The 14220-nt window shown below is 62.3% G+C and carries 13 protein-coding genes; all 13 read right to left on the reverse strand.

The features are described 5' to 3' along the window. Positions 1-60: 60 nt before the first annotated feature. The 13 genes from WBN46_RS05500 to WBN46_RS05560 all read right to left on the reverse strand — a co-directional run bounded on the left by WBN46_RS05500 (position 61) and on the right by WBN46_RS05560 (position 14204). Entirely contained in the window at positions 61-261 is a 201-nt protein-coding gene (locus tag WBN46_RS05500) for a hypothetical protein (RefSeq protein WP_337730621.1), read from the reverse strand. 284 nt (positions 262-545) lie between these two features. Next, a complete protein-coding gene (locus WBN46_RS05505) occupies positions 546-2387 on the reverse strand; it encodes a peptidoglycan-binding protein (protein WP_337730622.1) in 1842 nt (613 codons plus the stop codon). 96 nt (positions 2388-2483) lie between these two features. Next, on the reverse strand, positions 2484-3359 hold the full coding sequence (locus tag WBN46_RS05510; RefSeq protein WP_337730623.1) for a hypothetical protein: 876 nt from the start codon (positions 3357-3359) through the stop codon (positions 2484-2486). A gap of 822 nt (positions 3360-4181) precedes the next feature. After that, positions 4182-5243: a type IV secretion system protein gene (locus tag WBN46_RS05515; RefSeq protein ID WP_337730624.1), complete on the reverse strand. Its 1062-nt coding sequence runs from the start codon at positions 5241-5243 to the stop codon at positions 4182-4184. Between the two features lie 62 nt (positions 5244-5305). Then, complete coding sequence (locus WBN46_RS05520; protein WP_337730625.1) at positions 5306-6073, reverse strand: hypothetical protein; 768 nt, start codon at positions 6071-6073, stop codon at positions 5306-5308. A gap of 83 nt (positions 6074-6156) precedes the next feature. Beyond that, positions 6157-8610 carry a VirB4 family type IV secretion/conjugal transfer ATPase gene (locus WBN46_RS05525; protein WP_337730626.1) on the reverse strand — a complete coding sequence of 818 codons (2454 nt, stop codon included), beginning with the start codon at positions 8608-8610 and terminating at the stop codon, positions 6157-6159. 3 nt (positions 8611-8613) lie between these two features. Next, positions 8614-8928, reverse strand: a complete 315-nt coding sequence (locus tag WBN46_RS05530; protein ID WP_142123391.1) for a VirB3 family type IV secretion system protein — start codon at positions 8926-8928, stop codon at positions 8614-8616. Further along, the gene (locus WBN46_RS05535) at positions 8921-9295 is read right to left on the reverse strand and encodes a TrbC/VirB2 family protein (protein WP_337730627.1); all 375 of its coding nucleotides are present in this window, start codon (positions 9293-9295) and stop codon (positions 8921-8923) included. Before WBN46_RS05535 ends, WBN46_RS05530 begins: the two co-directional genes overlap by 8 nt. Before the next feature lie 74 nt (positions 9296-9369). Continuing rightward, positions 9370-10149: a lytic transglycosylase domain-containing protein gene (locus WBN46_RS05540; RefSeq protein ID WP_337730890.1), complete on the reverse strand. Its 780-nt coding sequence runs from the start codon at positions 10147-10149 to the stop codon at positions 9370-9372. A 113-nt stretch (positions 10150-10262) separates the two neighbouring features. After that, positions 10263-11318 carry a P-type DNA transfer ATPase VirB11 gene (virB11, locus tag WBN46_RS05545; protein ID WP_337730891.1) on the reverse strand — a complete coding sequence of 352 codons (1056 nt, stop codon included), beginning with the start codon at positions 11316-11318 and terminating at the stop codon, positions 10263-10265. Then, a complete protein-coding gene (locus tag WBN46_RS05550) occupies positions 11315-12520 on the reverse strand; it encodes a TrbI/VirB10 family protein (RefSeq protein ID WP_337730628.1) in 1206 nt (401 codons plus the stop codon). The genes virB11 and WBN46_RS05550 overlap by 4 nt, the downstream gene beginning before the upstream one ends. Then, a complete protein-coding gene (locus tag WBN46_RS05555; RefSeq protein WP_337730629.1) occupies positions 12517-13278 on the reverse strand; it encodes a TrbG/VirB9 family P-type conjugative transfer protein in 762 nt (253 codons plus the stop codon). Before WBN46_RS05555 ends, WBN46_RS05550 begins: the two co-directional genes overlap by 4 nt. Then, on the reverse strand, positions 13275-14204 hold the full coding sequence (locus WBN46_RS05560) for a type IV secretion system protein (protein ID WP_337730630.1): 930 nt from the start codon (positions 14202-14204) through the stop codon (positions 13275-13277). Before WBN46_RS05560 ends, WBN46_RS05555 begins: the two co-directional genes overlap by 4 nt. Between the last annotated feature and the right edge of the window lie 16 nt (positions 14205-14220).

The following is a 14220-nucleotide window of genomic DNA, read 5'->3' on the forward strand; positions in this document are numbered from 1 at the left end:
TATCCGCAATGCACAGCCTGGCGACGCCGATGATGTCGCCGGGCGGACGATCCGTCGGGGCTATTCCTGCCCCTCGTTCGAAGCCAGTCTGCGCGTCAACGCCAACGCGACCGATGCTTCCCAGGTCCCTGCTGCTGGTCCGTCGAACATGACCGTGCCCGTGGTCTGCCGGGACTGCTCTTCGCCTCCCTCGCCGCTCGGCGCATCCATCGACTGGATCACCGCGCTGGTGATGGACCCGAACTGCCAACGCTGCGACATGGGCTGGCGCCCGCGACGCTAAGCCACGCACCGCACGCGCCACGCTGGATGCGTGCGGCGTCTACCGACCATCGCCTTCCACCGCTCCGATGCCCACGCGCGCGACCGTACCTTCCGGCTTGGCTGGCACCCCGCTGCGTTTCAGCGGAGCGCTGAGCGCGGGTGACCCGGGCGCCGGCCGCCACATGGGCCGCGTTCGGATGCCCTGAGCCGTCCCCGATGCCGGTGCGTTCCGCGAGAGGGCGGATCGGGCACGCGACCCGATCCGCCATCCTGCCTCGCTGTCAGCGGGAAGGGCCCGCCTGCTCGCGTGACTGCGCCGCCTGCTGGTCGGTCACGATCTGTTCCTTCTGCCACCCCTGGCCAGCGGGCGTCTTCAGGTAGTCGTCCAGGGCCTGGCGCATGGCGCGGTCGTCTCCGCCGTGCATGGCGGAGAACATGCGGTCGACGAACGAGCGTTGCGCATCTTCACTGCGCCCCCCCTGGGGCGAGGCACCCGCTTCCGCCGGACTGCGAGCCACATCACGCGTCGCGGCAGCGATGGCCTCGCGGGAACGGTCGCCGTAAACGCCATCCACCTTCAATCCCTGATCGGCCTGGAACGTGCGCAGTGCGTGCTCGGTCTGGGGGCCGAATTTGCCGGACGTGGTCTCCAGTGGCTTGCCATCGGCACCCCGATAGCCGAGCTGATTGAGCTGCTGCTGCAGTTCGCGCACCGATGCGCCCGATGCTCCATCACGCAACGCCTCGGGCGCGGCCGGACGTGCGGGTACCGCCGTGTCGCGCTCGGCGCCACGCAGGTGCGGCATCGGATCGACCTGCCGACCGTCCCGCCACATCTCGAAGTGCAGGTGTGTATCGCCCTGGGCAGGCGTATTGCCAGTCCTGCCCATGGTGCCGATCTGCTGCCCGGCTTCCACGCGCTGACCGTTGCGTACGCTGAACTCGTCGAGATGGAAATACTTGCTTAGCGAACCATCGTCATGCCGGACGTGCACGGTGTTGCCGGCCGCCTCATTGTTCGGACGCACCACCACGGTACCGCTCGCAACGGCCACAACCGGATCGCCGACATTGCCCTCGATATCGATGCCGCCATGGCGCCGCCCACCGCTGCGCGGCGCACCGAACTCACCCCGGCCCTCGCGCGGCTTGTCGGCCAGGTTGATGTCATGGTTGCCTGGGGTCGGCCAGGCCAATCCGCCCTCTTGCTGCCGTGTTTCAGCGGCTGGGGCACGATTGCGATCCTGTTCGGGTAACGCGAGTTGCTGCGCGATCGCTTCGCGCGTACGTGCGTCGGCGTTGCCGGTGGCTTCGAGCTGGTTCGCAGCCTGGAATGCACGCACGGCTTCCTGCGTCTTGCCCCCGTAGATGCCGGAGCGCGTCTCCAGTTCCGCACCCTGACCGTCGCGGAAGCCCAGTTGGTTCAACGAGGTTTGCAAGCCACGCACCTCTTCGCCGCGTTCACCACGCTGCAGCACACCATCCGCCAGTGGCGACGTGCGCTCGCGGACAGCCGCGTCGGGCCGGCTCGCCTGGATACCGCGGTCCGCGATGCTGATGGCGGCGTACTTGGTATTCCAGTACTGCGAGAACGTACTTGCCAGCTCGCGATCATCGAGCCCGCGCAGGTCTGCGTAAGCACGACCTGTCAGCCGCTCGACGTCAAGCTCGCTGATGTTGTTGAGGATATTTCTGCGCGTATTGGTGCGTGTGAATTCACCCGCCTCGATCGCATTCTGGATGGACGCATAGCCGGCCGCGCCCTGCTGATGGGCCAGGTACAAGTCCAGCCCGCTCGGCGTCTCGTTCCCGGAGAGGAAGTCGTGTCCGCTGCGGGCCTGCCGACGCGTGATGTCGGCCAAATTGTCCGAATACAACGCCGCCGCCGCTCGGGTGTTCGCCACCGGATCGAACTCCCGCCCTGCTATTCCGTAATCTTCGGCAGTGCCCGGCACGAACTGGAAAAGTCCCTTCGCGCCACTGGGATTGCTTGCATTCGGATTAAAGCGACCGCCTGTCTCGATGTAGGCGAATCGCAGGAAATCTTCCCGCGGAATGCCGCTTTCCTGCGCTTGTCTTTCGATGATGTCGAGAATCTGCTCACGTGTGTACTGACTGGCCATCGTTGGCTCCTTTGCTGAGGTACGCGACCCAAGGTCGCTGGACGTCAACCGGGCCCCTCCATGGGCCTGATGCAACTCGGTCAACTCTGAATCGGCTTACTTCTCGTAGCTTTGCTTGGACTGGTCGAAGGTGTAGACCACCGTGTCTGCTTCCGTCATGTCGCGAACCTTTCCGGGCGCGGCGATGGTGGTTCCCTTCGAGACAACCTTGAGGTCAGGCAGACCCGCACCGGTCTGCTCGAATGCGAGTGTCCCGCTGCTCGCCGCGCAAGGCATCACCTCCCCACCATCGCACGCATCACTGTTGTCGTAGCTGACGGGAATGCTCCCGAGATAGCCCCATTGCCTGAATCCAAGTGCGTCCACGTTGTCGGGATCGAAGAGAAGCAAAGCGAACATGCGTACGTCCGTGCCGTTCACGAAATCCAACGTCGGTACAGCCAAGAGGTAGCGGCCGTCGCCGGTGGTGAAAGACTGTGCCTTTCGCGACTCGTCGATCTGCTCTGCCCGCCCCATCCTGCCGAACTCGCCGACATAGCCGTCCGTGTCGGGCTTGGACCACTCGGCTTTGCCCTCCTTCTCCACGCGCGTGAACGTCGCCTGGGAGATGGCGACATGCTCGGGATCCATCATCCCGTTCTCGCCCTCTGGACCCTCGCCCTCGCTTTTGCTGCCGAAGCCCGTGAAGTAATGCTTTCCTTTGAGATCGAACGCATGGCCGTACCAGTAGCTGACGGTCGCACCGCCGTCGACCTTGTAGCTGACCGCACCGTCGCCGTCGCGCTGATAGATGAAATACAACACGCTGTCCGCGGTTGGCGATTTCAGCTCTGACATGTCCTGTTCCTTCGTCTGAGGGGGTGTTGGCTGGGTCGCCTCATCCATGCTTTGCGGCGCCTGCGCATCGCAACCGACGGCCATCGCGGCCATGGTGGCCATCGCGGCCAGGAGCAGGGGAGATAGCTTTGTCATGCGCTGCAACCTCATGTTGGAAGTACAACTTGGTCTGACGGCTTGCATACTGGATATCGGCGCTTCGATACCGCCGACTGGGCTAGCGACTGCCAATCGGATCTGCCTGCTTGCTTCTGTCGCGATTTGGCAGCCGAACATAAAGCCGGAGAAAGAACATCTCGTTCAAGATAGTCATAGGCACGGAAAGCATCGCTCAACTTCAACGACGCTTGCAGGCCAGCACGCCTAGATGCCTCCCGGCAACCGTGTATCCTCGTTGATGGCTACCCAGGGAGAGCTGGAAGCAATGGTCCTTTTCCCTCACTCGCGAATCAGTATCGGCGCCGTGCAGTTCGAGTAATACACTTGACAGGCACGCCCTCCGTTTCGAACTGAGCAGCCGGCTATGGCGAGCTTTGATGCAGCCTCCACCGTCTCTCCGTTCTGATAGGCAGAGACCGAATTCTTTAGCACCTCAATCGGCTCGGCAACGACCGCGCAGCTGTTCGTGTAGGTGTAGATGTATTTGCATTCCAGCCCTGCCCCCATGGCCTTGCATTTTGCAAGCGCTTCGCGGACCGCTTTCCGGCGACTCGATTGACCGGTCGACGTGCCCACATTCCCGGTGGCAGTGTCCTCCACCATCGCGCCCCAAGTTGACTTCCATCGGGTGTATACCTTCCCGGCAGGTAGATCCCATCCGCCGCCCCCACCCCCACCGGGGCCACAACGCGGATCACCCGGCGCTACACCTTGAGGGCATGCTGTCTGTGCATAGGACTCCAAGGGGAAGATAAGCAAGAAGAGAAGAATTGTTTTGCGCGACATGAACGATCAACCTCAGCTGTAAGCCTTGCGTGTTGACTGGGCCGGATAGTCCGCCATCGATGATGAACGTGCCGACGACTGCGTATCTCCACTCACACCCGAGTATCCGGGCTGCCCTGGAGCACCTGGTTGTTGCGATGGCGAGAAGGCGCTGTAGGGTGTGAACTGGCCGAGCGTGCCTTGGAACAGCATCGCGGCCATCGGCGGCGCGCTTACGATGAGGGCGGTCAAGATCAACCCGAGCCCACCTTGCTGCATGGCCATATTGGTGACGTTCTCCCCCCCCATGCCCACCGCACTCGTAATCCAGAATGCGGTTCCCACGGCAATTACCATATCCAAGGCAAGCGTGACCATCACAGTCAATAGCGCCATTGAGAATAGCGTCCCTATTCCATACATGAGCCACTTCTGGAAAAGAGACTTGGTTTGCTCGAACAGCAGGCAGAGAATGAACACAGGCCCCATTGCGACGATCAAACCAATTGCTACCTTGTTCAACATCATCGCAACAGCCGCCATGATGGCGGGCGCTCCGAGCCCTACGCCCGTGAAAAGCAGAGCCCTGTCCTTTTGTTTCTCTGTGACCATGTCGTGATTGCTGTCGACGGTATCGATGGCCGACAGCGCTGCCTGCATGATGGCCAACGTACGGTCGATATCCCCGTATGCCCCACCATCATCCTCTTCGCCCGTCATCGTCTCGTTGACGGTCCTCGTCAGACCATCCGTCAATGTTTGATAGATCGGCCCCCAGGAGACTGCTGTTCCGAGCGCGATCCCTATGATGAACGTAGCGCGTAGCGAACTGACTACCAGCGCCATCATGGATTCTCGTGATTGGCCCGTAACGATCCGGTACCCCTGAATCATGATCCATAAGGTAAGCAGCACGGTTCCCAGCCCGCCCACCACGCGCATGACCCGTCGCCCCAGATTCGGCAGGTACTCGTTGATCAACTCATCATCGATGAAATCATTGATCTCATGGAAGAAGACCATGTTTGGCAGAGAGGCATTCAAGGGAACCCACTCCCGTACCGAGTCCATGACTGAGAGCAATGCGCCGTCCATTTATATATTGGCCTGTTTCAAAGTTTGAGCCATGAATCCATCCCGATACGGCACGCCTAGCACTAACGCTCGCGACTACGAGCTACCTGCAAGGCACCCTTCAGCGCACCGTACTGAACGACTTCATCAAGAAGACCCCGGCCTTTTCCATTGAATGCCGCCTGCCCGAGCCAAACCTGCTCCGTGTTCAGTGCCTTGAGACTTGCGTCATAGGCATTTAGAAGCGTGTTCGCGTTCTGGATATCAAGAGCAACATACGCTTCCAACTGTGCTATGTTCGCCTTCACTCGTTCGAGCGCACCAGGCTGGTCCGCCGGCACACCTGCGGCCTGCCGCTTGAGTTCCTCCATTTGCCTGTCCCGCACGTCAAGATTCTTGAGAATCCTGACCATCACGTTGTAACGTGTGTTCTCTGTCTGGATGATGGCCACACAGTTTCGGAACTGACGCTCAGCGATGTCCTTGATCTGGGCCGGACCAGTGCGCAAACCACTGCCGCTACCACAGCGTTCGGCGACATAGTCATTGAGACCCCGTTCTGACAATGTCTCCCGGTATCCCAATCCGCCATTGAACGATGGCCCATTGACGTACTTCTGCTCCAGTTCGCGGATCTGTGTCCGGTACTGCTCCATCTGGCGCTGCAACTCCTGATACATCTGCCGGTACTGAGCAACCCATGCGAACTTGTTGATCCCGATATGGGCCCCATCAACGACGGGCACTCCTGATGCCTTGCCGTCCGTCATCGGCAACAGGAAGCCAGCAATCAAGAGCGGCATAAGTGCACGCCTGAGACCAACCCTGCTTGTCGTGTAATCCCATGACATATAAGTATCCTTCTGCATTTTTTCTAAGGGTATTGCTTGTCGTTGGGTCCGCTCACAAATCGAAATTGCAAGAAACACTGACGCTATGCTCGTTCACTCCGTCGCACCTGACTCGTTGTTGATCGGCCCGACCCTTTCCGTTCCTTCTGGAACCGCGACAACCAATGCTCGGGAAGCAGATCTGCCCTGTCGACCTCGAGACGCTGAGCCTCTTCGTCGACGATGCGGTGCATGATCTCGATGTTGTCGGTGCTGGCCGAGATCACTGCCAGCGCGTCATCCATTCCGCGCAGGTTGAGCTGGCAGACCGTTGATGCGTGCCCCTGCTTGACGAGGAAGCAGCGCGAGCGCTCGTCCAGGCTCTTGATCACCTGGAACTCGGCATCGGTCAGCTTCAGCCCCTCAATGTAGTCATCGCGGGAGGCATTCGGGTTCGGCAACAGGATCAGCGTGGCGGTCTGCTCGATCAGCGCGGCTGAAATGTCGCTCGCCAGCGCATCCTCCGGGCTCTGGGTGGCGAAGATGCCCAGGCCATTCTGCTTGCGGATCGTCTTCTGCTTGTTCTTGGCGAAATCCTTGAGCGCACCGCCGCCGTCGAGGATCTTCCAGAACTCATCCATCACGTAGATGAGCGGGCGCCCGTCGATCAGTTCCTCCAGGCGATGGAGCAGGTAGTTGATTACCGGTACGCGTATCTCGGCATTCTCGATGACATCGGTGTAGTCGAAACCGATGATGCTGGCCCGGCCAAGGTCGACGGTGTCCATGGGATTGTCGAAGACCCAGCCCAGCGCATTCCCGGCCGTCCATTTGCGCAGGCGCGCGTAGAGACCGTCGTCGCCCATATTGGGCAGGCTCTTCTGGAAATTGGTCATCGAGCGCAGGTGGAACGGCATGTCGAGCATGGCCTCTACCGCGCGGAAGACATCCTCGTCCTCTCGGGCGGTGTAGTGCGTCTTGCCCGCCAGCACCTTGATCAATCCCGCCAGGAACTGCACGTTGGCATCCGTGCGTTCGCACTGGAACGGATTGAAGCCGGTCGGCTGGCCATTCTCCAGCGCCAGATAGTTGCCGCCGCAGGCGCGCACGAAGATCTCGGCGCCGCGGTCCTTGTCGAAGAAGAAGATGGTCGGCACCGGGTCGAACTTCTGCACCTGGCTGAGCAGGAAGTTGATCAGTGCCGTCTTGCCGGTACCCGACTTGCCGATGACCATGGTGTTGGCGATGGCCTTCTCACCCAGCGAGTTCTCGGCGGGATGGGTGGCGTGGAAGTTGAAATAGTAGGGCTGGCCGTTGGTGGTTTGCAGTACGGTGACGCATTCGCCCCAGGGATTGTTGTCCCGCTTGCCAGTGGCGAAGTTGTGCAACGGCGACAGGCCCAGGAAGTTCAACGAACTGACGTTCGCCAACCGCGTCCGGTAGCGCCAGTTGCCAGGCAGCTGCGAGTAGAAGGACGAGCACACCGCCAGGTCCTCTTTGGTGGAAACGAAACCGGCGTTGGACAGCTCCGCCCGGGCCACCGCGACGTTCTGCGAAAGGCGGGACTGGTCCTCCGCATACAAGGTCATGATGAAGTGGTATTCGCCCAACACGAAGTTGCCGGACGCGACCTGGTCCATCGCGCCATCCAGTTCCACTATCTGGCTGACCGCCTTGTCCCCGGACGAGATCATCATCCCCTTGGTGCGATCCAAGACCTTCAATGCGTCCTGCCGCCCCATGGGGCTGAACGAATGGGTGATGACGTACTCGAAGTCGAGATATTTCAGGCCATTGAGGATGCCGGGCCAGGTGCCGTCGGTGTATTCCTTGATGTTCAGGATCGCGCCGAAATGGTTCTGTCCGTCCGGTGTGCTGACCACGAAGTCGCCGGTCTTGGACGAGAACATGTGCCGGCTGACGGCGAGGTAGTCGTAGAGGGGCGCCCGCAGCACCGGCACCGGCTCCGAGATGCGATTGAGCAAGAAGCCGAAGAATTCCAGCGTCTCTGAGAACACGCCGCCCGCGTCGGACTCGTACATGCCCAGCCGCATCGGCGCGTAATCCTTCAGGACAGCTTCCACGTTGCCGGCCAGCTCCATCAGCTTCGATACGGACTGCTCCTGCTCGGCCTGCAGGCGCGGGATGTTCGCGGACTTCTCGACGAATTTCTTGCCCATCACGATGGGCCGGTAGATCATCGTGAGGTACAGCTCGTTCTGCATGATCTTCTGTGCGGACAGCCCGTCGAAGTAGCCGTCGGACAGCGCCTGGTTGAACGCCTGCCCAAAGCGCGCGCCCGAGCGGATCCGCCCGCGCCGTCGCAGGTCGTGCACCCAGAACGCAACATTGACGAAGTCCGGTGCGCGCAACGTCTGCAGCATTCGGTTGAACGTGTTGTGGCGATGCTCCAGTTCCCATTCCTCGCGCCCGACGAAGGGCAGCCCATCAAGCCGCCAGGTCAGCAGGAAATCGCCACCCGTGGTCTTGACCACATGCGGCGACACGTGGGCGGACAGTGGGATGAACTCGGCGATGGATAGGTCGGGCGCGAGCATGAGTCAGTCCGGAATCGATTCGTCGAAACGCGTGCGGTACGCGTTGGGCGTGAATACCCACATGCCTTCGTGATGGCGGAGGTTCCGGACCTTGGTCCGGAACTGCCACCGCAGCCCCAGCAACCGGAAGATCATCTCGTCGCGGCGCGCCATCTGCCGCATGATGAAGATGACCACCGGCAGCAGGGCCAGGAAGAACATGTTGAAGTAGAACGTGAGCAGCAGGCAGCCGCCCGCCCCGATCGTGAAGGGCACGTAGGGAACCCCCATGAACATGGGCGGGCGTGTGCAGCCCCTGAACAGCACGTTCTTATGCATACTGCGTCAGCATCTGACCGACGGCCATCGCCGTGGAGGTGACGTCGGACGGCAGCAGCATCTTCGCGATCTGGGCGGCTGCACCGATCAGGAACCCGCCGATCAGCACCGGCGCCACATCACCGACGCGCTTGTGGTTGAACGCGATCTGATAGCCCGCGAAGATCACGGCGATGGTGACGATGGCGATGGACGCCACGTTCAACAACGCATTGATATTGGTGAAGAACGTGGTGACACGTCCCTGCGCGCCCGTCACACTCTGGGCGAACGCGGGATCTGGGATTGCCAACATGGTGGTTGCGACAATCATCACGATCAAGGCGGTGGATGCCTGCTTGGCTTGAGTGGCTTGCATGTTGTTCATAGTCGACCCCAAATGGTGGTTGCAGTGGTGGGTGGCACTTTCGCGTGCCGTTAAGCCATCCCTGGCGGGTACTGCTAGAAGACGAAAGCGTCGTCCCTCCCGGATGCCTGCACGACCTGCGGCGCCGATGGCGTCGCGGCTGTGTTCTGGTGATAGGCCTGCACCAGCACGGGTGCGTCGGCCGCCGGCTGCGCGACCGCGGGCGCAACGTGGGTGGTGGGTGCGGGCGCGGCTACGGGCAGTGGCATGGACGCGCTCGCCACGGACATGGCGGGAGCGGGCATGGCGCTCCGATCGGATCGTGCCTCCTCGATGCGGCGCGTCACGCGGGACGACGGCACGCTCGCTGCGCGCGCACGCGGGGCAGTGCTGCGCTGCGCCGTGGTCCCGCGATCTATCACCGGGATGGCGGGCGTGGCATCGTCGCCAGACTGGCGTTGCCAGGACGCGAACACTTTCTGTACGTATCCGTGCCGATAGCCGGTGGTGAAGTTGCCGGAGTAGTAGCAGCTGAACGCCTTGCCCCAGTCCTTCCCGGAACGGGAGTAGCACTCCGCCAGGATGCGCGAGCCCGCCTGCAGGTTGGGACAGACGTCGAACGCTTTTTCGTAGCTGTCCAGGCCCTGCCGCGCCAGGTTGTAGCGGTTGACCTGTGCCAGCCCGAGGGAGAAGTTGTAGCCCCGGTCCTCCAGCATGCGGGCAGTCGACAGCGCTTCCGGGAGATTGCGTGGCTGCCGCGCCAGCCGCCCACCCACCACACCGATGGCATAGGGGTTGAACGAGGATTCAACCTGTACGACGTGCTGCATCACGGAGGGCGGAACCGCCAGCCCCGTGCATCCCATCAATTCCATGCCAGGCAGCATCAGCGCTCCCCTCCTTCAACAGACGAGACGGGGGCGCCATCACGCCCCGCGTACGTTGCCCAACCTTGAAGTGCGTTCAGGGGGTTCATGTTCTTCCTCCTTCAGGACGACAGCGCGCGGGCGGGATCGAAATCGATGCCGGTGATGTAGCGGCGCCCCGCGTGCGCCTTGATATGCACGACGATGTCGATCGTCATCTTCAGCAGACGCTTGATCACGTCGAACTCCAACCCGGCACCTTCGGAGGACGCCTTCACCATCAGCGCCAGCTGGTCCCACGTCTGCACCGTGCTGCCCGCGTGACAGCTGGTGATGGAACCGGGGTGGCCCGAGGCGCAGTTGCGGATGAAGTAGAACGACTCGTCGCCGCGCAGCTCGGCCAGGATGATGCGATCCGGCTTCATGCGCAGGCAGGCTTCCATGCAGTTCTTTGCGGTGACATTGCTGGCGCTCTGGCCGCCCTTGGAATAGAGGAGGTGCACCACGTTCGGCTGGCGGATGAACAGCTCGCGCGCATCCTCGATCGTCACCAGCCGTTCCTGGTCGGGGATGTGGTTCACCAGCGACTTCATGAAGGTCGTCTTGCCGCTGCCGGTCGCGCCGGCCACCACGATATTCTTGTGGTAGTGCACCGCTTTCCGGAAGAACTCCGCGTAGTTCCGGCTGCGGCGCAGTTCCAGCAGTTCCTGGTCGTGGTCACCGAGCGCCTGTTGCTGCTCGAGGATCTCGTCGAAGAAGCCATCCTGCTCGTACTGCTCCAGGGTCTTGCTGAACTTCGCCGGCAAGCGGATGGTGATCGACACCTTGCCGGCATCACAGGCGGGTGGAATCACGAATTGGGCGCGCTGGCCGGTCGGGAAGGTCAGCGACACCATCGGATCGATGTCGGTGATGCGCTGGCCCGTGTTGCTCTCGTTGACCACCGACGTACAGAACTGCCTCGCCCGCTCGAACGTCAACGTCGGCACGTCGGCCTTCAGCCAGCCCGCACGCGCCGTTTCGAGGTAGAGCTCCCCCGGGCGATTGATGCAGATCTCGGTGACATCCGAGGAATGCATGTGCTCGCCGATCCCGAGCACCTGGTACTGGTAGTCCAGGAACTCGTTCGAAACGCGGGCGAGAGGTTCGTTCTGCGTGTCCATCGTGCCGCCTGTCAGCGCATCACCGCAGAGAAGTCGACATCGCGGGCGACGTAGACATTGACGATGGTGCCCTGGTTTATCGTCACCGTCGGCGGGCGTGCCATGTTGCGGTCGAGCGCCATGTTGGCCAAGCGCTCCATGGTCCTGGCGGTATTGCTCTCGTAGGGGTTCTGGACGACGGCGCCGTTGACGATCGAGGTTTCCTGGGGACCATGCTTGGCGCCGGCGTACTTGAAGGCATCGCTCAGCATGCTGATCAGCAGCGCGGAAGAGATGCGCTGCGCCCAGTGCGCGGAATAGTGGCCGGGATTCCCGGCCGCGCCCAGCATGTCGGTACCCGGGCTGCGCATGTTGACGTCCATGCCCGTGGGTGTGGTGATGCGGTCCCATACGATCGCCGCGCGCTCGCCGATGATGGCATCGGAGTTGTAGCTGCCCATCACCTTCGAGCCACGCGGCAGCAGCAGGCGCTTGCCGTTGACGGAGTACACCGGCTCGGTCACCACGCAGGACGTGTAGCCCGGGACGTCGGTGATGACGCGCGATTCGAGCACGCAGCGGATGTAGGTGCCGCGGATCAGCAGGGTGTTGGGATTGTAGAGCGGCTTGGCGCTGGTCAGGTCTTCAGCCTTGACGGGCGGAGTCGCCTCGGGTTCCGCACCCGCCTGCATCATCAGACGCGCGTACTCGTCCGGCGACATCACGCCAGCCATAGCCCCGGATTGGCCAGACGCTCCACCGCTCATCCCCGATCCATCCATGATGCGCCGATCGCGCAGCGTCAACTCATTTGATTTCGTGTTTCCTATATCTGGAAGCCCAAGGCCACTGGGCGGTGGCGGCGCATCGTCAATGACAGGCAATGGCGGCAGATCCGGCTCAGCGACCATAACCGGCTGCTCAGGTGGAAGTTCTGGCAGGTCCTTGGGGGCTGCCGGGATCACGACCTGTTCGCCCGGTGGTTTCCTAGATGCATCATTCTCCGGATCCGCCACGACGCTATTGAATATCCAGAGCGCAGCTAGCAGCAACAGTAGAACGATGCCAGCCAGGAACAGCAACGCCTTGCGGTTGAGCCGCTGCACGTCAGCGGAGCGCAGGTAGGGTGCGTTTGCATCCAGGTCGGGATCTGCTGCGGGACGCGCGGTCTGATAGGGACTCTGCGGCGCCGCGCGCTCAGGCCCCGTGTCCGAGTGGTCGTGCGGTGTCTGGTTCATCGTTCCGGGCTCCTGCGCAGGCCCACCACGTTGTCGCCGTGGCGGATGACCAAGTAGGGGTACGTGCCATGCACGACAATGGTGTCTTCCTGCACCGTGGAGTTGACGACGAACTCTTCGCCCTCCTCGCTGTCCCGTGCGAACACCACGGGGAAATTGCCGCTGGGGAAACGCGTCCGGTCCCCCATCCTGATGTAGGTGAAACGGCGATCGTCATAGACCGTCGTCGGCACGAGCCATGTGGGCCCGCGCTTGCGCTGGGCGTAGTCGTAGTTGAAGTGATAGGCGCGACCCGGCTCGACATCGGTGTTGAGCTCGGATGCGACGTCCTGAGGCTTGTTGACCGTACCGGCAAAGCTGGTGTCGCCGGGATAGGCGAACTTGATGCGGTACTGCACGCCCGCCGCCCGTGCCTGGTCCAGCACGCGCCAGTCGGTGGCCACCACCTTGAGCTCGAAGATGTAGGCGTGGGCCGCCGTGCGTACCAGCAGGTTGGTATCCACGTCGACATTCTTCGGCTTCAGGTAGAACACGTTGCCGCGCCGGCTGATGTCCCAGCCCCCGCTGAAACCGGTGCTGAAGTCCAGGATCTCCTCATGCGGAGAAAGCTCGATCTGGGTCGTGATGCCGAGGCCCGTGCGCACCGGATACACCTTGTCCGGCGCGTAGATGTACTCCTCGATCACCTGCGCCATCGCCGGCCATGTCGTGAGCAGCAGGCCGATGACAGCCAAACGCAGCGCGTCCTTCCACCTCATCGTTGGGGCACTCCGGGTCCAGTCTGGGTTTCCGACTGCTCCGCAGGCTGCGGCGCCGTCGATACGTCGTTCTCGTTGGCGGGGGCAACGGCTCCGTCGAGCGCGGCGGCGGCAGGCTCGGCGGCCGGTGCTGGCACTGGCTGCGCGGGTGGAACCGGCACGGCGGGCGGTGCTGGGAACTCCCGCTCCGGCACGCTGGCGGCAGCGAAGTCGTCATCCACGCGGTAGTTGGTGACGCGGAATCCCAGTGGATTCAGCAGGCGATCCTCTTCGCTCAAGCGGAGATCGGGGTTGTAGGTGAACTCCAGCGTCGCAATCCGGCTGTCCAGCGGCTGTACCTGACCACGTCCCTTGTCGTACAGGCTGCGCTGGAAACGCACCGTCGCACCGGTGGGCCGAGTGCCTGCGCCGCCGCCGATCAGGACGATGCTGAGGATCCGCGCGCGCACGGAACTGGACGCACCATACAGGCGGAACGGCCGTTCGGGGTTGCTCTCCGAATGCAGCGCGATGTAGGCAGGCGAGACGGCAGGTCCCGCCATCGCCAGGGTCGTTCGCCAGTTGCGCTGGCCGATCAGGCCGGAATCGTAGGATTCGCGGGCGAGGACGAACTGCGCCACGTTGCTCTTGTTGATCGCTTCCTCGGTGGTGACATCACGATCCTGGAAATTGCCCGTCAGCCGCGCCACGCTCGCGGTACCGGTATACGGATCGGCCATCACCAGGTACGGCACCTTTTCCTTGAGCGGCAGGAACAGGAAGTAGCCGCCCGCTAGGATCAGCGACATCACGATGGCCGACCATGCCACGAGCCATGCGCGACGCTCGCTCTTGCGTGCACGCTCCGCGAGGGTCAGCTCGAAACTAACGCCCTGCGCCACGGCGCGGTCGATGTCGGGGGACGATGTTTTCTTTCTTGAGAACATGGGCGGCCCGATACCC

It is taken from the genome of Pseudoxanthomonas sp. CCNWLW251 (assembly GCF_037402255.1).
GTDB lineage: Bacteria > Pseudomonadota > Gammaproteobacteria > Xanthomonadales > Xanthomonadaceae > Pseudoxanthomonas_A.